This window comes from Pseudoalteromonas piscicida, from assembly GCF_002208135.1.
In the GTDB taxonomy this organism is placed as follows: Bacteria; Pseudomonadota; Gammaproteobacteria; order Enterobacterales; family Alteromonadaceae; genus Pseudoalteromonas; species Pseudoalteromonas piscicida_A.
On record NZ_CP021646.1, the window covers coordinates 1,192,418 to 1,218,627 of the forward strand.

Annotated in this window: 20 protein-coding genes; 16 read left to right on the forward strand and 4 right to left on the reverse strand. The window is 42.4% G+C overall.

The genetic code is table 11. The features are described 5' to 3' along the window. Positions 1-9 precede the first annotated feature (9 nt). Positions 10-633 carry a DsbA family protein gene (locus B1L02_RS05695; protein ID WP_088530249.1) on the reverse strand — a complete coding sequence of 208 codons (624 nt, stop codon included), beginning with the start codon at positions 631-633 and terminating at the stop codon, positions 10-12. Continuing rightward, a complete protein-coding gene (locus B1L02_RS05700) occupies positions 627-1,493 on the reverse strand; it encodes an MBL fold metallo-hydrolase (RefSeq protein ID WP_088530250.1) in 867 nt (288 codons plus the stop codon). The genes B1L02_RS05695 and B1L02_RS05700 overlap by 7 nt, the downstream gene beginning before the upstream one ends. A 105-nt stretch (positions 1,494-1,598) precedes the next feature. Here B1L02_RS05700 and B1L02_RS05705 point away from each other — a divergent pair, with 105 nt between their 5' ends. The 6 genes from B1L02_RS05705 (at position 1,599) to B1L02_RS05730 (ending at position 10,278) form a co-directional block, all read left to right on the forward strand. After that, the gene (locus B1L02_RS05705; protein ID WP_088530251.1) at positions 1,599-2,486 is read left to right on the forward strand and encodes a LysR family transcriptional regulator; all 888 of its coding nucleotides are present in this window, start codon (positions 1,599-1,601) and stop codon (positions 2,484-2,486) included. Positions 2,487-2,856: 370 nt separating this feature from the next. Continuing rightward, complete coding sequence (locus tag B1L02_RS05710) at positions 2,857-3,207, forward strand: hypothetical protein (RefSeq protein ID WP_088530252.1); 351 nt, start codon at positions 2,857-2,859, stop codon at positions 3,205-3,207. Next, positions 3,174-4,841, forward strand: a complete 1,668-nt coding sequence (locus B1L02_RS05715; protein WP_088530253.1) for a sigma-54-dependent Fis family transcriptional regulator — start codon at positions 3,174-3,176, stop codon at positions 4,839-4,841. The genes B1L02_RS05710 and B1L02_RS05715 overlap by 34 nt, the downstream gene beginning before the upstream one ends. Positions 4,842-5,221: 380 nt before the next feature. Beyond that, positions 5,222-7,360: a hydantoinase/oxoprolinase family protein gene (locus B1L02_RS05720; protein ID WP_088530254.1), complete on the forward strand. Its 2,139-nt coding sequence runs from the start codon at positions 5,222-5,224 to the stop codon at positions 7,358-7,360. A 31-nt stretch (positions 7,361-7,391) separates the two neighbouring features. Further along, complete coding sequence (locus tag B1L02_RS05725; RefSeq protein ID WP_088530255.1) at positions 7,392-9,725, forward strand: hydantoinase B/oxoprolinase family protein; 2,334 nt, start codon at positions 7,392-7,394, stop codon at positions 9,723-9,725. Between the two features lie 49 nt (positions 9,726-9,774). After that, positions 9,775-10,278, forward strand: coding sequence for an acetone carboxylase subunit gamma (locus tag B1L02_RS05730; protein ID WP_088530256.1), 504 nt, complete (start codon positions 9,775-9,777; stop codon positions 10,276-10,278). A gap of 77 nt (positions 10,279-10,355) precedes the next feature. On the opposite strand, the gene B1L02_RS05735 is transcribed toward B1L02_RS05730, so the two are convergent. Then, positions 10,356-10,634 carry a hypothetical protein gene (locus tag B1L02_RS05735; RefSeq protein WP_088530257.1) on the reverse strand — a complete coding sequence of 93 codons (279 nt, stop codon included), beginning with the start codon at positions 10,632-10,634 and terminating at the stop codon, positions 10,356-10,358. 651 nt (positions 10,635-11,285) lie between these two features. Between B1L02_RS05735 and B1L02_RS05740 the strand changes: the two genes are divergently transcribed. Then, complete coding sequence (locus B1L02_RS05740; RefSeq protein ID WP_088530258.1) at positions 11,286-15,728, forward strand: di-heme oxidoredictase family protein; 4,443 nt, start codon at positions 11,286-11,288, stop codon at positions 15,726-15,728. A 134-nt stretch (positions 15,729-15,862) separates the two neighbouring features. On the opposite strand, the gene B1L02_RS05745 is transcribed toward B1L02_RS05740, so the two are convergent. Then, positions 15,863-17,071 (reverse strand): porin, encoded by a 1,209-nt coding sequence (locus B1L02_RS05745; protein WP_088530259.1) that lies wholly within the window; start codon positions 17,069-17,071, stop codon positions 15,863-15,865. Between the two features lie 611 nt (positions 17,072-17,682). Between B1L02_RS05745 and B1L02_RS05750 the strand changes: the two genes are divergently transcribed. The 9 genes from B1L02_RS05750 (at position 17,683) to B1L02_RS05795 (ending at position 26,207) form a co-directional block, all read left to right on the forward strand. After that, the gene (locus B1L02_RS05750; protein WP_088530260.1) at positions 17,683-18,633 is read left to right on the forward strand and encodes a TolB family protein; all 951 of its coding nucleotides are present in this window, start codon (positions 17,683-17,685) and stop codon (positions 18,631-18,633) included. Positions 18,634-19,083: 450 nt separating this feature from the next. After that, positions 19,084-20,208, forward strand: coding sequence for a serine hydrolase domain-containing protein (locus B1L02_RS05755; protein ID WP_223191910.1), 1,125 nt, complete (start codon positions 19,084-19,086; stop codon positions 20,206-20,208). A gap of 101 nt (positions 20,209-20,309) precedes the next feature. Beyond that, the gene (locus tag B1L02_RS05760) at positions 20,310-20,549 is read left to right on the forward strand and encodes a hypothetical protein (protein WP_088530261.1); all 240 of its coding nucleotides are present in this window, start codon (positions 20,310-20,312) and stop codon (positions 20,547-20,549) included. A 257-nt stretch (positions 20,550-20,806) separates the two neighbouring features. Continuing rightward, the gene (locus tag B1L02_RS05770; protein ID WP_232003145.1) at positions 20,807-21,607 is read left to right on the forward strand and encodes a hypothetical protein; all 801 of its coding nucleotides are present in this window, start codon (positions 20,807-20,809) and stop codon (positions 21,605-21,607) included. A 505-nt stretch (positions 21,608-22,112) separates the two neighbouring features. After that, a complete protein-coding gene (locus B1L02_RS05775) occupies positions 22,113-22,628 on the forward strand; it encodes an adenylate kinase (protein ID WP_088530263.1) in 516 nt (171 codons plus the stop codon). A gap of 219 nt (positions 22,629-22,847) precedes the next feature. Continuing rightward, positions 22,848-23,027, forward strand: a complete 180-nt coding sequence (locus B1L02_RS05780) for a hypothetical protein (protein WP_010377480.1) — start codon at positions 22,848-22,850, stop codon at positions 23,025-23,027. A gap of 117 nt (positions 23,028-23,144) precedes the next feature. Further along, a complete protein-coding gene (locus tag B1L02_RS05785; RefSeq protein ID WP_088530264.1) occupies positions 23,145-23,465 on the forward strand; it encodes a DMT family transporter in 321 nt (106 codons plus the stop codon). A gap of 64 nt (positions 23,466-23,529) precedes the next feature. Next, positions 23,530-25,788, forward strand: coding sequence for a hypothetical protein (locus B1L02_RS05790; RefSeq protein ID WP_088530265.1), 2,259 nt, complete (start codon positions 23,530-23,532; stop codon positions 25,786-25,788). A gap of 92 nt (positions 25,789-25,880) precedes the next feature. Further along, entirely contained in the window at positions 25,881-26,207 is a 327-nt protein-coding gene (locus B1L02_RS05795; RefSeq protein WP_088530266.1) for a hypothetical protein, read from the forward strand. Positions 26,208-26,210 lie beyond the last annotated feature (3 nt).

The following is a 26,210-nucleotide window of genomic DNA, read 5'->3' on the forward strand; positions in this document are numbered from 1 at the left end:
GTCTTAGAACTACTGTATATAGTCATCAATCAGTTGGCGCCACGCGTCAGGCTTACCGTAATAGGCAGTATGCGGAAGTTTTACCATGGTCTCATGCTTTTCAAGGATAAGGGTTGGGTAACCAGTAACTTGAAGCTTTTGCATTAATAGACGGCTTTGCACGATTTTTGTTTGCTCAGCACCTTGATTTGCCAGCATAGCTCGTTGCCAGTGGTTTTTATCTAGCCCAAGCTCAACGGCTAGCTCCTCTATAGCCTCAGCTCGGTTAACCTGTTTGCCCTCTACATAGTGTGCGTGCTGAATAGTTTTAAGCATGTTAAGTGGCGCTATGCCCAATTGCTCAGCGGTTATGATGGCACGAGCGGTGATGTACGAGTCAAGGATCATCGACTCGTTACTTTTCACCCTTTGGATGTAACCTTTGCCAAACTGCGTGCCTGTTATGCTGGCTATACGCGCATCGCTTGTGAGAATGTGGTTGCGGAACGCTTTCTCTATAGATTGATTGGCAATCATACCTCCAGGATGCAGTTCGAGCTTGAGGTCACTGTTGGCTGCAATCGCATCCAACAGTGAAGTCGCACCGTAACACCAGCCACACATGGGGTCGAAGAAGTAGTGCACTTTTACCATTTCATCTCTCCCATATGTACCTTAGCACCAATACCCAACGCCATAGGTAATCCTGCATCAGGGTAGCGTGCAGACATACTATCAATCAGTTCAGCGCTATTTTTGCTGCTGCCTTTAGCCTGACTAAAGTTGCTTAAATACTGCTGCGAGTAGCTTATGGTACTTGCATCAAGTTTGGTGCCTGCTTTCATGTGGCCAGGTATTACAATCTCTGGTTTCAGTGCTTTTAACTCTTTTAATTGGCGGCTCCACGCTTGTTGACTGTGTTGAGATTGCGCATCGGCCATCCATAAGTGCACATTACCGTAGACTGCAACATTGCCCAGAACCGCTTTACTTGACGGGATCCATAAGTAGGGGCGGTGTGCCAGCTCAGATTGCGTGCCGTGGATCTCTATTTTGTGCCCATCTACAAAGAGTGTATTTCCCTCTACAACCGTTGGGATGTATGGCTTAACAGGTGCATTTTCCCCCATTTTTGGGGTCCAGAATGATAATTTACCCGCGAGTTTTTCTTCAATCACTGCTTTTACGGCCGCTGTGGTTAGGATCTTAGCTTCTGGGAACAAAGCATGTAGTACTTCCGCGCCAAAATAATAATCCGGATCAGCTTGGCTGATAAAAATCGTCTTTAAGGTTTTACCGCTGTCGAGTACTTTGGCTGCTATGCGTAGAGCATCGGCTTTGGTAAAACCCGTATCTACGACCATCACTTCACTCTCACCAATCACCAGTGTTGAGTTAACGTGGAAGCTATTTTTGTCAGCGTTATAAATATCCAGTGTAAGTGGGGCGGTGTTTGCTGCCATCGCATTGCTTGCTAATAAAATCGATGCTGCTATCAATGTTAGGTGTTTCATATCTTTTGCCTCAATAGGTTTAGTACGGAGCAGATGATATGAAATTGATAGGCTCAGAAAAACATGCCAAACTAAATATCATTGTTTCATAAATCGAGCAAATAAATGGATAGACTCATCGCTGCTAAGGTATTTGCCGACGTTGCAATCACGGGTAGCTTTACCGCGACGGCTGACAGGCTAGATATGTCTCGCCCCATGGTAACTCGGTACATTGAAGCAATGGAGAGCTGGCTAAACATTCGTTTATTACATCGCACCACGAGAAGAGTGTCTTTAACGACAGCAGGGGAGTCCTGCTTGGAAGAAGTGAGACAGTGGCTGAGGCAAGCCGACACCATAACCGGATTGGCGAATACCAGCGGCAAACTGTCAGGTATGGTTCGACTAGCAACCAGTATGTCTTTTGGCTTTTCTCAACTTATGCCTGCTATTCAACAGTTTATGTCAGCACATCCTGATGTGAATATTGATATTGATTTGCAAGATTCTGTGGCCGATCTCACTGAGAGTCAGATAGATCTTGCTATTCGTATTGCCTCTGTACCGGACCCTTCTTTGATTGGTAAATCAATTGCAGTATGTGACTCTGTTATCGTGGCGTCGCCGCAGTACCTTACGAGTACAAGTGAAATCACAAAACCTGATGACCTAGCTGAGCACTTGTGCCTCGGGTATAAGAACTTTCAGCAGCATATCTGGCATTTGCGCAAAGGTAACTCACAACAGTCGGTAGCGGTAAACTGCCGTTTAACTGCGAACGAAGCGACCGCCTTATTGCACGCAGCGTTAAATGGCGCTGGTCTGGCAATTCAACCCACTTATTTGGTTAATCACTACATCAAATCTGGTGAGCTTAAGCAGGTACTACCTGATTGGAAGCCAAACGATATGAATATATACGTGCTCTATTCTTCGAGAAAGTATATGTCTCCAACCGTGCGGGCGTTGATCGACTATTTGTCTCACTATTTTGCCAACACGCCATGGTGATATTTTATCGGTTATCTTGGGCTAAATAATTTTATTCGCGAGTTGTAATACGGTTGAAGCAGCAATAGATGTCAGGTTTACGCTTCACCTGATGATGTGTGCGTGCTGTAAAAGCATAACCGATTGATGTCAATTTAAAATACTGTACGTTATCTTACCCTATCATAAGAGGTGAGCAGTCTCAGCCAATTATGTTGGCTATACGCGAATCACGTGCGAGCTTTAAGAGGGCTGGAGTAGTTACTCATTGACCCTTAGTTTTCTATAGGTTACTTTATAACCTAGTTTGGTGCTTTATTTAGCACAGGTTATGATGCCCATACGATATATCTCACTATAAAGATAGCGCAAATGCGCTTGGAGATACTGCATGTTACATAACGATAAACTTAAGCTTCTAGCATCTGAAAAACAAATTAATCTCGCGTGGGAGCGGTTTGTTAGTGCTGGTAACTCGCCTCATTCCTCTATTCGTACCGTCGTTGCAGATTCATGGCAGCGTTGTCTTCACGATGGTGTTGACCCTACTTTGAACCAAACTAGCCAGTATATTAATGAGTCCGACTTTCAATTATTACTAACTAATAATGAACAACTGATAAAAGCCGCCAAGCCAGCTATGCGTAAGGTTGGAAAGTTATTGGCTGAGTCGGGCTCTATGCTGATTTTAGCCGACAAACAAGGCGTATGCTTACATGTAGAGGGGATGAGAAAACGTTAGAAGCAGGGCGCGAAATTAAGTTACATCCCAGTGCCATCTGGAGTGAATCTGCCGCCGGGACTAATGCAATAGGGACTGTTTTAGCGGTTGGTAGTCAAGTGCAAATCAATACAACTGAACATTTTTGTGAGGGGATCAAGCTCTGGACATGCACGGCTGTGGTTATTCGAGAACCAATCACTAGGGAAGTGATCGGAGTTTTAGACTTATCAGGTTTAAATCATGAATTTAGTTATCATGCCCGTGCCCTAGTTGCTGATACTGCAGCTCGTATAGAAAATCAGCTGCTAAGTCTCAAGCTTGAGCAGCATAATACCTTGTTTAATGCAGCGCTAGCGAATTACTCTGATACGACAAAAAACGGCTTACTTTTGCTAGATAAAGAGGGAGGCGTTATTAAAGAAAGTCGCCAGTTTGGTGCTAACCTTGCTCAGCATGCTATTCCATTTTCCTTAACTGATCTCTCTTCAATTGATTCTGAAGGCGGGATTTTAAAGCAACTGCGCAACTTATTTCCCGAGAAATGGACGCAGCCTATATTCGCGGGTGATGAGCTTCTTGGTACGCTTCTTGTGGTTCCTCCTGCTAAAAAGGCTATACATAGGGCTGATTTATCGGTTTCAAATAACGGCTCTTCATTTACACATATAATTGGCAACGCACCGGCTTTAACAAAAGTGATAAATAAAGCACAGCGCTTAAGTGGATTAGATATTCCTGTATTAATTCAAGGCGAGACAGGAGTGGGAAAAGAACTTTTTGCTCGAGCTATTCATGCTAGCAGTGGTTTTAGTCAAGGCCCTTTGGTGACCCTAAACTGTGGAGGCTTATCAAGAGAGTTAATTGCCAGTGAATTATTTGGTTATGCAGAAGGTGCTTTTACTGGTGCTGTTCGTGGTGGAAAGGTAGGTAAAATTGAAGCTGCTAATGGTGGAACGTTATTCCTTGACGAAATTGGTGAGATACCACTGGATATTCAGGCTAATTTTTTGCGGGTATTGCAAGAGGGGGAGATCTGTCGGTTAGGAGAGACCAAGCAACGTAAACTTCATTTTAGGGTCTTAGCTGCTACTAACCGCGATTTAAGTGAGCTGGTCAAACAAGGTCTGTTCCGTAGTGACCTATATTATCGTATTGCCACTGTTAAACTCTATATTCCTCCTTTAAATGAACGTAAAAGTGATATCCCCCAATTAGTTGCTGCTTTTATTGAGCGTTTGAGCACACAATCGGAAGCTCAAGTCACCAGTATTAGCCCCGAGCTATACGCTTTACTTGCTGAATACCACTGGCCAGGTAACGTACGCGAATTGAAGAATGTGATTGATTGCGCTTACTTAATGAGTAGTGGGGATAGACTAACCGTGGCGGATCTACTTGAGGAATTTCCATTCTTAGCCACCTTTAATAAGAAAAAAGCAAAACAACAAACAGACTCAGTTAATCAAGCGTATTGCGATCCTAGCAATGCTGAAACTAGCTTATTGACTAACTTGAGTCTCGAGCAAGTTGAGCAAATGACAGTTGCTGCTGCACTAAAGAAAAATAAAGGCAATATCACCAAAGCGGCTCTACAATTAGGAATAGCTAAAAGCACCTTATACCAAAAAATTCAAAAATTTAACTTAGGCTAATAATAAGCTTCACTTCTATTTAGCACAGCCCTTGTGCAATTAATATGTTTGTAAACGAGTGACCGGTTTTAGGTCGAATGACCGAAAATACTTCACTTCTTTATCTTTTCTTAACTCTACGTAAAAACATAAATTTCTTAAGTTTCTTAATGTTATAAATATATTAGGGAATATTATCTATATGGCACAAGGTTTGCGGTAGAGGGTAGTTAACCGTCTAAATAGCGATTACAAACTTTACCATTATAAGCTTTAGGTAATTGAATCTAAACGCAGAAATCCTGTATAGATCTTGTAATAATTTCAGCTCTATTTACGAGCTTGAGTTTGGATTAGCCGGCTAACGTTCAGAAAAATATTAATCCACTTAGGAGATAATAATGAATGTAGATAATCCAATAGAAGTGCTTGGTATTGATGCTGGTGGCACTATGACTGATACATTTTTTGTTGCTGCAGATGGTCAGTTTATAGTAGGTAAAGCGCAAAGTAGTGATGACGAGACTGCGGCTGTAATCGAATCAAGTATAGATGCCTTACTAGGGTGGGATAGATCACTGGAAGAGGTTTTTAGTGAGATGATCACCTGTGTTTACTCGGGCACTGCAATGTTAAATCGTGTGGTTTCGCGAAAGGGAAATCGTACAGGGTTAATTTGTAGTAAAGGCTTCGAAGACAACCATCGTATGGGTAGGGCATTACAAAGCTATTTAGGGTATGCCTTTGAAGATCGTATTCACCTGAATGCGCATCATTATGATGACCCATTAGTGACCATTCAAGATACTCGAGGAGTGACTGAGCGCATTGATTGCCAAGGCACTGAAGTTATCCCCGTCAACCTATCCGAAGCGGCCATGGCGGCAAAAGCCTTAATAGCACGAGATGTTAAAGCCATTGTTATCAGCTTTTTAAATTCTCACACTAATGCAAAACATGAACGAGCAGTGCGAGATATATGTATTGAAGAAGTTCAGAAATCTGGAAAGGCAATTCCAGTTTTTGCCTCTTGTGATTATTACCCGAGTCGAAAAGAAAGCCATCGAACTAATACTACTGTGCTTGAGGCTTATGCCGCCGAACCTTCACGCGTGACGTTAAAGGCCCTCAGTGATCAGATGGCGTATTTAGGTGGAGGTTTTGATGTGCGGGTAATGGCAAGTCACGGTGGGACGATTAGCTGGAAAGCAAAAGAGCTCGCCCGAACGTTAGTCTCAGGCCCCATTGGTGGTGTTATCGGTGCTGCATATTTAGGGAAAGAGCTGGGTTATGAAAATATAGCATGCTCTGATATAGGAGGGACGAGCTTTGATATGGCGCTGATCACTAAAGGCAATTTTGCCATAGGTCGAGATAAAGATATGGCTAGGTTGGTCTTATCTCTTCCTTTAGTCGGGATGGATACTGTGGGAGCGGGAGCTGGTAGCTTTGTGCGTATCGATCCCTATTCAGAAGCAATTAAATTAGGTCCTGATAGTGCAGGTTTTAGAGTTGGAACTTGTTGGCAAGAAGGAGGGATAGAAACTGTTTCGGTGACAGATTGTCACTTAGTGTTGGGATATCTTAATCCGGATAACTTTCTTGGTGGCACCTTACAACTCGATGTTGCCCGCTCAAGACAATGCATTAAGGAGCAAATTGCCGATAAACTGAATTTATCGGTAGAAGAAGCTGCCGCTGGGGTGATTGAACTTCTTGATGCCTCGTTGCGACAGCATTTAGCGGACATGATCTCTAGTAAAGGTTATGCACCGGCTGATTTTGTGTGCTTTTCATATGGTGGTGCAGGCCCTGTACACGCATACGGCTACACCAAAGGACTCGGATTTCAAGAAACCATTGTACCTGCTTGGGCAGCAGGCTTTTCTGCTTTTGGTTGTGCTTCTGCTGAGTTTGAATATCGTTATGATAAAAGCGTTGATGTGGCCATTCCCCCTGATAGTACTGATGAAGCGAAAGAGCTCGCAGTGAGAGAGTTGCAGCTTGCTTGGGATGAGCTGCGTGAAAAAGTATTAGAAGAATTCAGAGTAAATGGGTTTGAAGATAGCGACGTAACACTTGCACCTGGCTTTAGTATGCAATACATGGGGCAACTAAATGATTTAGAAATTGTCTCGCCTCTACATTCTGTGGCAAGTAGCCAAGATTGGGAACAACTTACTATTGCATTTGAAGAAACCTTCAGCCGAGTCTATGCAAGGGCTGCCCGCTCTCCTGAGCTTGGCTATGGTGTTACAACAGCCATTATGCATGGCACTGTTAATGTAAAAAAACCGACCATTCCTGAAGAACCGGATGTAGGACCCGAAGTTTCGGAAGAAGCAAAACTGGGTAGTCGAAAGTTTTATTTTGAACACCGCTGGCACGATGCGCAATTGTATCTAATGGAAAAAATTAATGCCGGTAATCGTTTAAAAGGACCCTGCATCATTGAGTCCGATGCCACCACCTTTGTGGTACCTCCGGGTTTCGAAAGTTTTATGGATACCCACCGTTTATTTCATTTAATAGAAGTGTAAGCACAACGCCACTTTAAGAGGATTTTATATTATGAATATCCCAGTAGTGAATCCAAATCAGCAAAATAAAAAAGCATCGATCTTAGCAAATGGTAAAACATTAAAACAAAATAGAGACGATATTTATTTAAGATCAAAAAAGACAGGGACCTATGATGGTCTAACAGAATTAAAACTAAAGAGAAGTGAGCCAATAAAATATGAAAAAATATTCTCCAAATTACGAGCAGGGGTAGTAAATGCGAGGGAAACTTCAAAAAAAATTGCTGCTTCGCCGATTGTCGAACAAGAAGGAGAGCTCTGTTTTACTCTCTACAATACAGCTGGAGACTGTGTTTGTACTTCGACCGGGATTATTATTCATGTTGGTACAATGGGAGCCGCTATCAAGTACATGATAGAAAATAATTGGCAGGAAGACCCTGGTATTAATCCTGGAGATATGTTTACCAATAATGATTGTCAAATAGGTAATGTTCACCCTTGTGATATTTGTACTATCGTTCCTATTTTTCACGAAGGCTTTTTAGTCGGGTGGGTCGGAGGGGTAACCCATGTAATCGATACTGGTTCGGTGGGACCTGGCTCAATGTCAAATGGACAAGTGCAGCGATTTGGCGATGGGATCCAAATTACCTGTCGTAAAACGGGTGTTAATGATAAGCCGATGCGGGATTGGCAGCATGAGAGCCAGCGTAATGTACGTACCCCCAAATATTGGATCTTAGATGAAAAAACCCGCATAGCGGGGGATCATATGATCCGCGATATTGTTGAGGAGGTTATTGCCGATGTTGGCATAGACACCTATATGCAATTTACCCATGAAATTATCGAAGATGGCCGCCGAGGTCTGGTCAGCCGAATTCGTGATATTACTATTCCTGGTAAATATCATACCGTGGGCTTTGTGGATGTACCTTATATGCATGAGGATGTTCATTTACCCTCTCCTTTTGCCAAGGTAGATACCATTATGCACGCACCTTGCACTATCACCATCAAGCCAAATGCGACCTGGCGGCTTGATTTTGAAGGATGCAGCCGTTGGGGGTGGCACACTTACAATGCAAATCCTACCGCATTCACCAGTGGTATCTGGGTGATGATGACACAAACTCTCGTACCGACGGAGCGTATCAATGATGGTGCTATGTATGCGACTGAATTTAGATTGCCAAAAGGGACTTGGACAAATCCGAATGATCGCCGCACAGCACATGCTGACTCATGGCACTTTTTGGTGTCATCGTGGAGTTCATTATGGCGGGTTATTAGTCGCGGTTACTTTGCGCGTGGCTATTTGGAAGAAGTGAATGCAGGTAATTCTAATCCCTGTAATTGGATGCAAGGTGGAGGCTTTAATCAAGAAGAAGAAATACATGCAGTTAATAGCTTTGAGACGGCGGCATGTGGAACGGGGGCTTGCGCTGTGAAAGACGGTCTTAACCATGCTGCTGCTATTTGGAACCCAGAGGGTGACATGGGAGATTGCGAAATTTGGGAACTTGCAGAGCCACTTCTTTACATGGGACGAGCAATTAAATCGAATACTGGTGGCTATGGTAAATACCGTGGTGGTATGGGGTTTGAAACGCTACGTATGGTACATAACTCAGCAGATTGGACCATGTTCTTTATGGGTAATGGCTATATGAACAGCGATTGGGGCTTAATGGGAGGTTATCCCTCGGCAACGGGTTACCGGTTTGAGGCACATAATACAGGTTTGCATCAACGTATAGCTGACGGTAAATCCTTACCTCTCGGACATGATTATAACCCTGACCACCCTGACTTTGAAAATCACCTTGAACCAGGCGCAAGCATAAAGCGAGATAAGCAATGTATAACCACGGAGGCAATATTCAGTAATGGTGATCTATATCTGAATTACTTGCGCGGCGGACCAGGCTTTGGTGATCCTCTTGATAGACGTATTGAGCATATTGAAAAGGATCTCAATGATAATGTGCTGCTTGAAGAGTTTGCGCAAAAGGTCTACGGCGCTATATTTAGTCGCAATGATGAAGGAGATTTTGTAGTAGATAAGCAGCAAACATTAATTCGCCAAAAACAGATGCGGTTGGAGCGTTTGGCAAGAGGGATCCCAGTCAAAATATGGATGGCTAGTGAGCGAGAACGCATTCTCGCAAAAGAAGCATCAATACAAGTAAAGCAAATGTTTGCTTCTAGCTTTGAGTTATCGCAACCATTTTTAGATAAATTTCGTCAGTTTTGGCAGTTACCTGAGGAATGGATTGTTACTGAGAAAGAACTTGGTGTGCCATGTTTTGGCGCAACCCATGCGATGGACTTAAGTCAAATGCCAGATGTGAGTACAGTCGTTTTGGTCGAGCAATAAATTCAATGGGCGGAATACATTCCGCCACTAAACTAATTCTGAGGTTATTATGTCTACTACATATACACGTAAGCAAGTCGCTGATTTAGTGGATGGTGACTTAGACTGGGAAACAGTCAGAAAAATGTTATTTATGCCCAAGGATAAGGATAGGTTTATAAATTATATTAGTGTTCTACAAGAGAAGGTTAGTTGGCAGGACAAAATTATTCTCCCTCTTGGTCCACATCTTTATATTGTGGAATCAAAAGAAAATAAATTGCTCAATAAATGTAGCTGTGGCTATGTTTTTGGACCTTATAAAGAAAACTGGAAAATGAATGCGTTGATCTATGTTCGCGATAAGCCCGAAAAGTTTAAAGAGGTCTATCCTTTACTAATGGCGCCAGATCCTAAATGGCAAGTATATCGAGAATACTACTGCCCGCAATGTGGTGTGATGCATGATGTTGAAGCACCGACTCCTTGGTATCCTGTAATTCATGACTTTGAGCCAGATATAAAAGCTTTTTATGAGTGGGTAGGATTACCAGTTCCAAAAATGGTCTGTTAGTTTATTTTTTGTTAATATAAATGTGTGTTTTTAAAAAGTTAAAGAAGCTTATTTCTTTATAAGCTTCTTTTCTATTTTTAGGTGCGGGTAAAGGAGTAATCGCAAATAGTACCTAAAGCATTAATAGTAAAACCGCAATTGCTATTAAAACTGTTAGCTGATTTTGAAAAATAAACTTGTTGCTTGTTGTCAGTGTGCTTGATGGCGGTTTTTGGATTACCGAAGTGTGCAAGAGCCAGTTCAATATGACGACCGACAAAATGATCTAAAATGCGAATAAATTCCGCTTCTGTTTGTGGTGTCTTAAGAATACCATGACTTCTGTTGATGCTACTGTCTGTTTTATACGTTCCCATAATCATTGCCTTCTGAGTGGTTTAAAGAAGCTTTTACTGTGGCCAGATTTACTACTTCAAATTGAGCAAGTATTAAGACTAATTGGTATTAATCATCATATATTTTTTTATTGAGTTGGCTCTTTAACTAGGTGATTAAATGAGGCCATGTAACACTGAATACTATAGCGCTATTAGAAAACGCATTGAACATAAAATAATCAAATGTTGATATTGTCCATATAACAAATAGCTATATATTATAAGTGGTAAGTAGTGGAACCTCTTTGTACCTTCTATACAGATAATGCTTCGCTCTGTGTATCTAGGAGTAATCCACTGCAAGCTATTACCGCATCACAGGCTACAAGGCCACAATTTTTCGTGAGCGCTCAAGTTAATAAAAGTAAAAATAAAATAATTGTTGTTATTTTCTTGTTAATGTAAGCGCTTACATGCTAGGTTTAACATTCAACATACGATTACACCGCGCTGAAAAGAGTGTAGTAAAGCTCGTGTGTTTGAAATGCGCTGTATTTTTCAATTGTTTGGGGTTGTTATGGATTGAAATGTAAGCGCTTTCATTTCTGCGATTTATGAAGTGATTAAAAGGATCCGTTTTTAGTGGTTGATCGCTAAAACAGTTTTATATTTTACATTTGGAGACATAAAGTGAAAACGAGTAGCAAGTTAATCGCAAGGCTCGCAAACATCGGTGTTATCAGTCTGATGGTTTGTGCGTCTTCGCAAGGTAACGCGGCTGTGGGTAATTTACTTTGGCAAGATAATTTTAATAGCTTAGATACCAACACATGGAGCATAGATGTCGGTGACGGTTGTGACCAAGGAATATGTGGTTGGGGTAATCAAGAATTACAATGGTACAGTGAAAATAATGTCTATATTAGCGACATTGTAGGTGAGGCGGGAAACAAAGGCCTTGTTCTTGAAGCAAAAAATCAAGCTGTGGGTGGCAAGGCATTTACCTCAGGTAAGATCCAGAGTAAGAATAAGCTTGCTGTGCAGTATGGCATGATAGAGATCAGAATGAAGGTATCTGATGTCGACACGGGACTTTGGCCTGCACTTTGGATGCTAGGGACGAGTACAGCTAGCTGGCCGGCAAAAGGCGAAATCGACATCATGGAGATGGGCCAATCTCAAGCCGCTCGTAATGATGCTGGCTTTCCCGGTGCACCAGGCAATAACTATACAGGCTCTAACTTAATTTTTTATGCAGATGCCGCCTGTAATGAAGGTAATCCAACCTGTGCAGCAAGTGTGGCATACAAAACCGATAATGCACATTTGTCCTCAACCCCCTTAACCAATCGCTTTGTTATCTATCGTACTTATTGGACCGAAGAGGCGATCCGTTTCACAGTTGAGGATAATGGGGTCGAATATGATATGTTCGATAGCCCGTTTGCCATTAGTGAAGAGTCAAACGAATTCAACGCGCCATTTTATCTATTGATGAATTTGGCTGTCGGCGGGTTATTTACGGACGCGCTTAGCAATGAGCAGGTGAGCGCGCCACTTCCTGGGAAAATGGTGGTGGATTATGTGCGTATTTACGAGCTAGATGGTCAAGGTGAAGTGTTCAGCGGTAATGTCACCGAGCCCGAAGTCGGCACCTTTGGTGTTTTTAGTGAGGGGCCAAGCGATAATCAGTTAGTGCCGAGAAGCAACGCGGATATTTATGTGTGGAACCAAAACTCACTCACTCAGGGTAATGCCCCTGCCTATGAAGGCAATGAGGTGATTGCATGGCAATATTCGCCTGCACAGTGGTTTGGAGCCGGTATTCAAAGCCGTCAAGCGCGAGATATGAGCAACTTTAGGGATGGGCACTTAAATTTTAAGATTAAAATTCCTGCGGATGTGAGTTTCAGAATTGGCATTGCTGACACTTATACCAATGAGAACTGGATCACATTCCCCGCGAACACCAATCAGTATGGCCTTGTTCGTGATGGCCAATGGGGTGAAGTACGTATTCCAATCACTGAGTTAGCTGGTAGCTTAGTGGCATTACAATCAATCAAAAATCACTTCAATATTGTCTCCGTCGCTGGGCAAGAGCCTAGCTATTCTTTTCAAATGGCAATTGACGATATTACCTGGACAGGGGGCGGTAGCGCGCCTGTCGATAGCGATCAAGATGGTGTTGAGGATAGCGTCGATCAGTGTCCAAATACTCAACCAAATGAAGAAGTTGATGCGAATGGCTGCCCACTGAATAATTTACCCGATGGATTGGAGCAGGTCTCTCTGGATACCTTAACTTTCTATGTTAACACTACCGGCTGGGCGGATGTTCATTATCGAGTCAACGGCGGTGTGCAGCAAAATGTCCGCATGCAAGTGATTAATGGTCGCAATGAGCTGACGATATCTGGGCTAGGAGTGGGAGATGTAGTGAGTTTTTGGTTCACTTACCTACAGGAGGACGGAACGGTCGTCGATACCGCAGAACAGGCCTATATACTTTCAGAATCCTCAGCTGGTAACGATAGCGATGGTGATGGCGTGAATGATAACATCGATCAGTGTCCAGATACGCCTGTGGGAGATGTTGTCAATGCCGATGGATGCAGCATTTTAATCACTGAACAACTTCGTATCGAAGCGGAAGGCTACAGCAACTATTTTGATAACGATGCAGGCAATACAGGTGGCGAATATCGCAATGATGATGTTGATATTGAGCTGACCAGCGACAACGGCGGTGGTTACAACGTAGGTTGGACGTCGGCAGGAGAGTGGCTTGAATATCAGGTTAATTTAGGCGCGGGAAGCTATAACTTGACCGCACGCGTTGCCTCTCAAGTTGGTAACGGAGCGTATAACGTTCTTGTTAATGGTAATCTAGTTGCCAGTACCGTTGTGCCTGCTACGGGTGGCTGGCAAACCTTTATTAGTCAAAATATTGCGTCGATTACGTTAAATGAGGGCGTACATACCGTTCGTGTTGAAATGGCGGGCGGCGAGTTAAATCTAAACTGGCTTGAGTTCAATATCGCTGGTTCATCTAATAATGATAGCGATAACGATGGTGTACCAGATAATCTAGACCAATGTCCCAATACACCAACGGGGCGCCAAGTTGATAGCCAAGGTTGTGAGATCAGCTTTGGCACTATTGTTCCACTTTATGATTCAACAACACCTTTAGAGCAAGCAGTGAGTTATGACCGTGGAGATGCGCTAATTACGCGTTTTGCTGATCGTGGCCGAGACCGCCATGCAAAAGAAGATCAGTTTCAAATCTATGATCATTATTTATCGCATTATTGGACGCATCGCACCGCGCAATTTGAAATCGCAGATTTTGTTGCAAAAGGCGGCTCACGTATTGAAGTGACCTTTATTACAGAATGGAAACTCGGTGCGCGCGAATTTCGAGCTTGGTATCGTGGCTTAGGCACAGTTGCTGAGTACCACGGTAATTACTTTGGTGGCGGTGCGGTCGTTGAGCTTGATAATGGCAGTTATGATATGAACTTTAATAAGATAAGTGACTCAGGTGAGCAATATCGTTACCGAGTGATCATTGATGACTACAGACCGCTCAACTGGGACCCTGCGGCAGGCTTTTTGCCTCTCGAAGTTGGCCAGCGCATGGAGTTTGAAGTCAGCCAATTTCTTGATGCGCCACCAGAAGGACGAGAAAATTATTATGGTACAACGTATTTATACATTGTGGGTGAAGGGCTTGTCCCATGGAAAACCGTTGGCGACTTTGCTGATCCCTCATCGCAACGCGAAGATTCTTACCCGATCGCAGAAGAGGGCTGGTTAGGGGGCAAAACCACATTGCCATACAATTACACTAATGAGCCTGACAACCACTTTATGCAAATGGCGACCAATTTATCGAGCCAAAATGGACAGCCATTTGTTCAGGGGAGACGTGTTCACCACAGTAGTTTTGTTAATGGTGAGCACGATGAACGCAACGGAGAAAATGGCGTGTTTAGTGCGGTGGTTGGAAAGTCAGGCCCGCATTATATCAATGACAGTTGTGCAGCTTGCCATGTTCGCAATGGTCGTGCGGCTCCACCAGCTATTGGCGGCTCATTGGCAAAATGGGTGTTTAAAGTGGCCGATATCAATGGCAACGCCCATCCCTTATTGGGGAATGTGTTACAGCCTAAAAACACAGGCATAGATACCGAGACGCAAGGCGAGGGAGATGTAACGATTGCCTCGTGGACCGAAAATAATGGTTTGCGTTCGCCCAATTACCAATTTAGTAAAACCACTCCAGCACGTTATTCAGCGCGTATCGCGCCTCAGCTGGTGGGCTTGGGCTTACTTGAAGCAATACCAGAGAGTGCGGTGTTAGCCTTGGCGGATGAACACGACAGTAACGGCGACGGCATCTCGGGCAAAGCGCAGCGCGTGAACGACCCTATTACTGGTCAAACACGGTTAGGACGCTTTGGCTACAAAGCGGTGGCGGCATCAATTAAACACCAAGTCGCTAGTGCATTTAATACGGATATGGGGGTAACCAACTCGGTATTTCCAAATCCTGACTGTGGGGCATCTCAGTCAAGCTGCGGAAGTGGCGGTGTAGAAGTGTCTGACCAGTATCTCAATGCGTTAAGCAAATATATTGCTTTGCTAGGTGTCAGAGCGCAGCGTGGTCTTGACGACCCTGAGGTACAATTAGGAAAGACACGCTTTACCTCAATTGGCTGTGAAGGTTGCCATAGAGCAACATTTGAAACCAGTGAGTATCATCCATTGGCGGAGTTACGTGCGCAAACTATCCATCCGTATACCGATTTATTACTACATGATATGGGCCCCGGCCTTGCGGATAACTTGGGTGAAGGCATCGCTAGCGGCGCTGAGTGGCGAACAGCACCACTATGGGGGATTGGATTGTCTGCTTGTGTGACAGGTGGTGTTAATAATGTGTTGGGTGGGCAAGGCAATGAGTTTTGTACCGCTGAGCCAAGCTATCTGCACGATGGTCGTGCGCGAACAATTGAAGAAGCTATTTTATGGCATGATGGTGAAGCGCAAGCTGCGAGGGTAGCTTACGAAAGCTTGTCGGCAAATGATAAATCAGCCGTATTGGCATTTTTAAACTCACTGTAAATTTGTAAGTTTTCAATATCGTATATTTTGGCCAGATACAGCCACAGGCAGAATGTTGAAATCAATTTGTGCATCAAAGATCACGAAAGTCATGAGCTTTGATGCACTTGAAGTTATTATTACAGTGCTTAGTCTTAAAGCGTGTAATGGAAACCGATGGCGATACCATCGTCTTCGGTTTGTGACATTTGTGCTTCTTGCGTGGCATCGGCGCTTGAGAAGTCACTAAAGTCCTTACGCGCTTCAATGTACAAAATAGTGTCTTCAGACATAAAGTAGTGTGCGCCTATCACGGCAAACTGACGCTTAAAAACATCATTAGGATCGGCATTGAAGTTTGGTTGGATCACATAGTCATCGCCCGCATCAAATACGTTATAAGCGATAAATGTACGCACGTCATTGTCAAAACGGTAGCTAACAAGCGACTCTAATCCAACGGCATCCTTGATTAAGCGCCCTAAGTTATCGGTATCGTGGTTTTCGTTTTTATTGATGTTTGCAGCTGCATACCAACCTGGCTTATAGAAATCGCCATAGGTAATGCCGACACCATAAATTAAATCTTTAACCGATTGATTTCGACCAGCAGCATAGACAATATCAAACTCACCGCGGTTAACACCGGCTGTGAGGGTTAAGTTTTCGGTTGCTGCATAGGTGAGTGACGCGCCGTAGGTTGAATTAAACTCTACCATTTGTGCTGCGCTATCCCCTTGATTAAACAGTGTTTCACATGAGCTGCTGGAAATATCAACGACATCACAAGTATAAAAGTCATCAGATTTTAGCTGAGCTTGTATAGCAAAGCTGAGCTTGCCAAATTGATTACGGTATTGCAGCACTTTATCACCACGACCAGTACCATTGATTGCGCCGTCGTCTTTGTTGTAGGTATAAACACCAGCAGCATTACCATCCCAAACTAGGCTGTAGTTGGTGCTGTATACTACGTCGTACCAAGCGCCCCATTGTTTTCCTAGGGTAATTTGGCCGTATTCATCGTGCTTAATGCCAACATAACCTAACCGGTTATATAAAAACTCATCTTGTATTGATTCAAAGCGGTTGCTGTAAACAATATCACTACTACCAACAGGGTTTACACCCCATTCGAGTAGTGCAAAAGCCTGCCAGTTGTTTTTCAACTGACGTTTAAAGTCAAAGTTAATACGCGATGCGCCGTTTACCAACTCAGTCTCGCCTTGAGTGTTAATAACTCGAGCATCGATAAAGCCGCCAACCGTGACACTATTATTTTCATCTTTGAATATCTCGATAGCGTTAACCGTTGGAATAGTAGTCACGCTAGCGATTAGGGTGGCAGCAAGTGTTCTTTTCATGAATTACCTTGTTTCAATGTTGTTGCTAAATAGGGTTAAATTAGCTAAAAAATGGAGATTATCAAAGCTAAAATACAGGCAAAAGTGAAAAAATATCAAGAAAATAACGTGTTTTTTGGTAAATTTATTCATTTTCTGTTCATCGAGTCTAAATATCAATGAGTTAGGGGAGTATGCGTTCTGAGGTTATTGATTTATTCTATACAATAAATGTAAGGGTTTATAGCAATATCTGCGTTTTGTGACAGCTAAATAACCTGAGGTTTGGATAAGGAATGAGCTAACTCATTGTTTTTAAGCCCACATTAAATTATACCCTTATCTAGCCAGACAGTTTTGGGGATAACACCGCTTCCGCGTCCTGCTCTCGCTAAGGTACCTACCTCCTGTAGGCAAGGCGAATTTACGCACCAATAGCTGGCTATTGGAAGTGAATTCAACGCAGTTAGCGCTAAAATTGGCTGCTAGAAAGGCATTAATTATCTGAAGCTCAGGTTAAATAGTACGAAAAAGTGTAATTCAGCGAAAAATCAATAAAACATCATGTTTTTGGTAGATAGACTTCTGTAGTCTTCCAATTAGATACACAACTACAAAAGGGAGATTGAGTAATGCTTGTTAAAAAAATTGGCATCTCAAAACTGGCTTGTTTTTCCACCATTATGTTGTTTTTTATTCATGAAGTTCAATCATATAGCGAACCATCAACAGAGTCGTATGGTATTATATATGGTTTTAAAGACGGTAATAGCAAAGCGATTTACTTAAGTGACCAAGATGGTAAATCACCAGTAAAGATCGTGAAAGCCACGTCAAGTGACGGCTATCCTGCTGTCTCACCATCAGGAGAAAAAGTAACCTTTTACGGTAAATACGATAACTTCAAAACATGGTCAATTCATACCGTTGATATTACTGGCCGCAATATGAAAAGATTAACCAGTAAAAAATATGTGTGGGATAGTGCACCTGCTTGGTCTTTGGATGGAATGACAATAGCGTTTGCTAGAGAATATGAAAATAAGGAAGGCGTTTGGCAAGAAGAAATTTGGTTAATGAATGCTGATGGTAGTGAACAGCGCCAAATTAAAAATCTTGAAGGTCGTGCTCCAGAATTTATGCCAGATGGGCGATTACTATATCAATCTAAAGCGAGCCCCAGCCAAATTAGCATTGCCAATTTGGATGGAAGTGAGGTTATTCAACTCACTCAAGACGACACTGATAACATGTCTCCTCAAATTTCCCCAGATGGCACAAAAATAGCTTATTTATCTAATAGAGATGGCAATCAGGAAGTATATGTCATGGATATTGATGGAACCAATAACAAGCGACTGACCCGTAATGACATTCAAGAGTGGGACCCATCCTGGTCTCCAGACGGCACAAAGGTGTATTTCGCTTCAGAGAATGTGTATGGCTTTTATGATGTCTTTTCTGTAAATATGGATGGCACATCTATCAAAAAAATACTTCAAAACAGCGCGCAAGCGACAGTTGTACCGGGTCTTGGCCAAAAAGCGCTACAAAAATTAAAGAAAACAAGTCAGCGCCAGTAGGTCTGTGCGCTGACCGCAGCTTAAGTTATTTATTTTGCTGTTGTTGGAGACGACCTAAAAAGGAAAAGAAGTATCGCGATATTGTGACTAAATCTGGTAATGTTCTACAAAATATTAATAACACCTACGCCCAATTAAGAGAACGTTGTAATTTTACTATATTGCCAAGATCAACGCGTTGGAATAGTGTTAATAGGCTCGGCTTCATTAGTACGTATTTGATTAGACAAGGTCGAGTCTAAAAGCGATAGAAGTTGCGAAATGTTACACCGAATATCAACCTAAGTCTTGGCAAGCTTATGAGTCATTAGCAAAGGCATTTGAGGCGAATGAGGAAAACTTGCAAGCGCTGCAAAACGCCAAAATAGCCGTGCGACTGGTTGATAATGAAGTAAATAAAAACCTTCTATAGGCATACATTAATCAATTAACCGAGGCGACAGAGTAAATATGCTGCTACGTTCAGTGAAATCATTAACCCTACTTTGTTTGATGCTCTTTTTGATGCTCTCTTTGTTGGCTTTAACCGCCTGCAACAACGATAACAAACTAGACTTTGACGCATTTGTTGAGAAAAAACTTACAGATTTTCTGATTGAGGAAAATGCACAAGTTGCTTCCATCGCGATTGTGAATGATAAGCTCAACTATCAAAAGCAGTTTGGCGAGTTTCCTGATGGTACAAAGCCACACCATGATACCGTGTATGAAATTGCGTCTATCACCAAAACCTATACTGGGTTGTTGCTTGCCAAGGCAGTGGTAGATAAAAAAGTGCAACTAGATGAAGATATTAGGGTGTATATGCAGGAAGGTGATTATCAAAACTTGCAGCATCTAGGCAAGCCTATCACTTTGCGTCATCTCGCGACTCACAGAAGTGGTTTACCGCAAGATTTTGCTTATACAAGCGCAGATATAAAGTCTGGCAAGGCTTTTGAGCTGTTTTCTAACTATTCAAAAGCGAAGTTTTTTGAAGATTTAGCTCAGTACCAACTTACCTCAACGCCTGGTGAGACATTTCAATACTCCAATGTTGGCGCAAATCTGACCGGGTATATTTTGGAAAACGTGTATAACCGGCCGTTATCTACACTTGTTGCGCAATTGATCACGGAACAATCGGGTGAAGAACACACAAGGTTTCGTTTAGAGCCCAGTGAGATAAGTAAAATAACGAGAGGGGTAGATAGAAACGGCAAAATTGCACCGTTACTCAGTCCACACTCGTTCGCTGAAGGTGGACTAACATCTACTTCTGCTTCAATTGCAGATTATATGCAGTATTTACTCAGCACCCAAGCAGAAGAAGTGCTGTTGTCGCGCACCTTATTAACAGAACGCAGCAGTGAACATGGCCATGCATTTTTTTGGAATACTTACGAGTATCACTCAGCTAATCCTATGTTCTATCACAGCGGAGGTTCTATGGGTACTTCCACTTGGCTTGCGCTTTATCCAAAGCAGAAGTTAGGAATATTTATTGCCACAAATGTTTCAGCGAACAACACTCAAGGGAAATTAAATGATATTGCCAATGCGATTGTTGAAAAGTATGAGCAAGCTAAGCGGTAAAAAGGCAATGAAAATTCCGAGTGGTTTAATATCAGCTTCATTAACTTATTTTCTGAAGCGAAAGCTGGATTAAGTACGAACTTAGAGACAAGGAGTTAGGTATGAGTTTACTTGCATGGATACTTTCTCATGTCACACTTGCGGCATTTTGGCTTTGGATTTTAAATTTTGGTGGAGCTGAAAAAATAGAAGGGTGGAAGTCGTTCTTTATCATAGGATGGTTTGCTGCGCTATGGACAGCTGAGCAGTTGCGCTTGTATGCACTGTGTATTCTCGTACTACAAGTTCCTTGGTTTATTGCAGGCCTTTTGATGCCGCAATGGCGCGGCTTTGCAGTGTAACATCAATTTGCTTAATTAAGTGCTCTACTTTGAGGCGAGAAAATCTTGTCGATAACAAGACAAAGATTTTGCTATTTAGTTATTCTAAATAAGAAACCTTTAACGCAGTTAGCGTCAGATTTACTCCTTCAAATTGAGCAAGTATTAAGACAAACTGGTGTCATTGTCAGGCTTTGTAAAGGTACTTGGATCATGCTGTTACCTAATGCAATTATATTTACTTGAAAGCTACACCGGCTCTAATAAAAGGACAGTTTATGAAGCAGATGAGCATTGCAATTGCTTTATTTTGTAGTTTAATAATTTGCGATAAAGGTTATACCCAAAACAATTACGGTTTAGGACAAAAGCCACCGGGATTAATACCCGAATTATTTGCTCCAGGTGTCGTTTCTACGGATGAGCACAGCGAGACTGAAGTGTTGTTTTTGCCAGATATGTCTGAGCTTTCTTTTACTCGCTCTGGTGGAGAATACCAAAAACCGACATGGATTGTGATGCAATATAAAAACAATCAATGGATTGAAAAATCGATACCTGAAGCAGACATGAGAGCATATCAGGAGCAATTTAGCCCACCGGTTTCACACATACAAAACATCGAGCCTTTTAAAGATATTCCAATCAGAGGCTATACCACCTCAGCAAAAGGGACACACTACTTTTATGTCTTAGATTTGAAAGACGGCAGTGGGTATTTGAGTTATTCGCGGCTCGTTGATGGTAAATATGAAACACCGCACAAAATGAGTAAGGCAATTAACCAAGGAAAGTACATTGCTCACCCCTACATCGCGCCAGATGAGTCTTATATTATGTGGGATGCTGAAAAGGAAGGTGAAAACACGCCTGATATCTACATTAGTTTTCGTAACCAAGATGGCACGTGGACGAACGCAATAAATATGGGAGGCTCGATTAATACGGCTGCGTACGAACAACGACCTAAAGTATCACCAGACGGAAAGTATTTATTTTTTTGGCGAGGTGACAATAAAGTCAGAAAAGATGGCACCAGTTACTGGAAGGTAATCCATACTGGATGGATGCGAAGGTGATTGAAACGCTGAGACCAACACGCTAGTGCTCAGTTATTCTTGGTTATACTACCACTAAAAACTTAGACTAAACGGCATGCAAGCATGCCTGTTTCAACATCACTGAATGTTTTAATAGTCTGATATAAATACCTTGAAAAAGAACAAAGATGATTTAATAAAAAAGCGTGGATACTAGCAGGGATTGCTGAAAATAGTATCGTATATAGATGGCGCTATCTGGCGGTAACTTACTGCTAAGTAAACAGTAGCGATGCCAAAGTTAGTGGCTCGCTTGCCCACAAAGTGATGCTGTTTCTCAATGCACTCATCTGGCCTTACGTGTGCTTGACAATAATTAATCATTACATGAAAGTACCGTTATGAATATAAAACTATTTCTCACAAGTACACGAATTATTACCATTCCTTAGGAGTGGTGGTTTTGTGTGCTTTTTTAATGAACCCACCAAAATAAGGTGGGTTTTTTTGTATCTGCCTTGTGGGGCCACATCAAGGAGGTTACATGAAGAAAGTAGCAGTTTTTGGTAAACCGGGAAGCGGCAAGTCTACGCTGAGTAAAGGACTGGCCGCGGTAATACACATCCCGTTATATCAATTAGACTCGATGCTCTACCAAGCAAATGGCGAGTTTGTTGACAGAGTCGCTTTTGATAAAGCACATCAAAACATATTGAATACTGATGCGTGGATCATTGATGGCTTTGGTCCGTTGGATGCGTTTAAACAGCGCTTAGATGCGGCAGATACCTTAGTCTACATCGACTTACCATATCGAGTGAGTTATTGGTTTGTGATAAAACGTCTATTAAAAAGCATAGTTACCAAGCCTGAAGGCTGGCCAGATGGTAGCTCAGTGTTTAAAGGGACGATTGCCAGTATTAAAACGTTAAGGCGCTGCCCGCAATTTTGGAATGAAGCATTTTTATCGCAGTTAGAGCAAAGCGCGCAAACCAAAGCACTATATGTGATTAAGTCGGTTGCGGCGCTTGATAGCTTTGTACGCCAACATGCGAAGTAATATCACCAAAGGGTACACGTGAGTAATGTATTGATTTGATTTACAGCCTTTGGTGTTACGTCTTTTGCGCTGTAAATGATGAATAATAAAACTGGTAGCGGTCTTACCCACACTAAAACAGTAATAAATCATCATATAATCGCAGCCATTATTTACCTTTGTACCTTTTTTGTTGTCCTGTATACTTAGCCAGTTTGATAATTGCGCATGGAGAGGTGCATGAGAAGAGTTGTAATATTTAATAAGAAAAAGCATTTTTTTTGGCCACGACCAGACGTTAACTCACTCAACCAAGAGATTGAGCAGATAGAGCAAGATGGTTGGAAGGTGGTGTCTGTCACGGCTAACTGCGATTTTTTAGGTTATATTAGTTCTTTTACAATTTTAATTGAGTCTTAATTTGTCTGCCCGTGAAGCTTGAATTAGCTTCACGGGCGTGCTAATTTTTTTTCGCTCTGGTGGACGACCTGCAGAGCTTTCTTTTACTGGCGGGGACGACCCCATTTTGGAGTTGTCATGAGCTGGTTGCTACTTGCTTTTGCAGGTTTATTGGAAGTCGTTTGGGCTATTGGTTTGAAATTTACCAACGGTTTTACGAAGCCTGTTCCCTCAATTATTACTTTAGTGGCGATGGCCGCAAGTTTCTACTTTCTCAGTGTTGCACTACGAACTTTACCGCTTAGCGTTGCTTATTCTGTCTGGGTTGGCATTGGTATGCTAGGGTCGATTATTGTTGGCTTTGTCTATTTTAAAGAACCGTTGTCATCACTTAAGCTACTCAGTTTACTGTTGATAATGATTGGGATTATTGGTCTAAAATTATCCTCTCAGGGTTAAATTACAGCTATAGTTAATCGGAGCTTAGGTTAGATAATTCCACTTTAAATGAAAAGGAAGTTCGATGACGATTGAACTGAATATGGCGGGCTTACAAACGCTTGTTGAGACTACCCTCACACCACTTAAAGACTATCATGGTGATTTGTTACCTTGGCGCGGGGAAATAGTAGAAAGCCATAGCTTCGCATTGGAGGGGATAACCGCAAGTGTTACTGGTAACACTAAGGTAGAGCTTATCAACGCGAGCACTGTCATCGATGAAGACGGTATTATTGGTGAGCAAAATGAGGTTAATGCAGATCTCGAACCTACCACAACACTTACCTACAGTGATGAGGTGTGCTGGATAAAATACAGCACACACATTGACTTTGATCTCTCCGGTGCTTTCAAAGCGGAGCTGCTTGGGATCAATACGGATGGGCAGGCACAATGTAAACTAGCAGCCTACCTTTGCCATCAACCACATGAAGCTGTGGGTCTTGCCTTAGGTCGCGACCTTGCAACTATGCCGGTTATTTTCGATGTTGAGGATGTTAAGTCACTTGCACCTAACAATGCATTAATGATGGAAACGGCAGGGGCGTTAACGGTGAGCGCCAATTTTAGGTGGTCAGATATAATTGCGCAAAATCTCGATATGTTTAGCCGCTGGTTGGATCAAGGAGAATTACTTGATATTAACCTTGATTCGGCTTTGAGTGCGGACCTTAATATCGAGATCCGTGGTGGCTTTCGTGTTGTCTTTTCTAAACGCTTGGATAAACCACACCATACTTTCCTCGCAATTAAAAAATCAACATTGTCGAATACCGCTTTAACAATCACTGGGGGAGTGAACGCCAAATTTGCCGACCAAGCCGGATTTAAGCAAGCTTATTCGAGTATTTTGACAGGGATATTCAATGCACCTTTGGATAAGGTTGAAGAAATCCTCTCACTCGTTGCAACAGACTCTCCCGATGAAGCGCAAAATGACCTGATCTTAAGATTAAAAGATCGCTTACAGCTTGATCCACTAACGGACAGTTTAGAACGACTTCAAAGCGAGCTGCTGACCATTAAAAAAACAGTGTTAGCAAATATTGAAACAGCTGCAAAGCTAAAAGCCGAGTTAAGTGTTAAGTTTGAATACACGCGTTTATCCAGTCATCAATCGCTGCTTGAGGCGAGGTTAACCACCAAAGGCCTAGAGCAGGTGCATCTTGATGCGTTATTTGGGCGGGTTGGTACTATCACTCAGCCTAGTTACCAAGATGAAATCGAGATAGAGCGCTTCTTCTTTCAAACCAGTACTGAAATCAAGCAAGCCTATGGGTTCAATTTAGGCTTTGGTGCTTGGTCGGCCATGAGCCGTAACAGCTATTCATTTAAAACCATTGAAACGAGAGACAAGCTAAATAGAGTGCAACTGGCTACGCTTGGGATGCGTGGTTATCAAGATGATATTAATGGCGATAAATGTCATTACTATCTCAGCTTTGATGCACAGATGGCGGCCTTTTCAACATCAACGCCGCCTAAGCTACGCGAGTTTACGTTGGGTCTGACGCTCGTACATGAACAGCAAGAGGTGAGTGTGACCAGTAACGAGCTAGACCACTTGGTCGATGATTTATCGGTATGGGGTATGATCCCAGAGTTTGACTCTGAGGGTAGAAAACACCGGCTGAGCGAGATACTCAAAGATGCTGATAATGTGCGAGTCGTTAAGTCCTTACACCTTGACCATAACGCGTTTGTTCAGTTACTACCTTTATTAGGTCAGTTTGATAGTCGAAGACTGGCCACCTCACTTGCTGCTGCAATACCCATTAATCATAAAATACTACCTGAGCGGGCAACTATAGAAAATCGAGTGAAATTATATGATGCGATTTTTGAGGCATTGTTAAATTCGCAACTTAACTCTCACAATGAAGTGGCTCTGGCGACATATCAATATCTCAAAGCAAAGGGATGTCGAAAACTTGCAGGCAAAGAGCGGGATTGGCGCAGGTTAGGTGCGAGCAAATTCCAAACTCTTGCAGGAATAGTCGAGTTGCATCCGCGGATTTTGCAGGACATTAAAAACCTATGCGATGGCTTTGCGCAACTTAATCTCGCTTATCACCAAGAAGGGAATTATTCTGTGCTTGAACAAGCATTTAATCTTTTTGATGACATGGGCGAACATGGATTCTATAACCGCTTTTTCGCCCATTATGTATTGCAATGTACGCGCACTTTTCCTCAGGCACAAAATGGTACCAAAGTGACGGTGAAGCTAGAGTGTGTTAAACACGGTAAAGAAATTGATGTGCTCTGGAGTAAACGCTAGCACGATACTTTGAGTCTCAATGCGCCTGTTCCTAAGTTGTTTACGTACCGAGCATACTATATCTAAAATCGAAATTTGGAGGCAAAGGTAAATTGGATTACTTACGATGGATAAGGAATAATTTCAAAGATATCGAACCGATAGACGATCAGATATTGCATGAAGTAATTACAGCTGCGAAAGCAGACTCAGCAACCTTAAATGAGCTGTTCAAAGCGCTTGGTGTATTGTTTATTGTGATACCGTTTAACGTCTACCTTGCCGTTTCTGGATTATTGGCTTACGACAGTTTGTCCTTTTGGTTAGTGATGCTTTTCACCGCTATGATAGGAGTGGGAGTCTCTTTATATATTGAACAGAAAATCATAAAAAGAAATATCACGCAGTCAATCTCAAAGCTAAAATTAGCTAGTGATTAACCA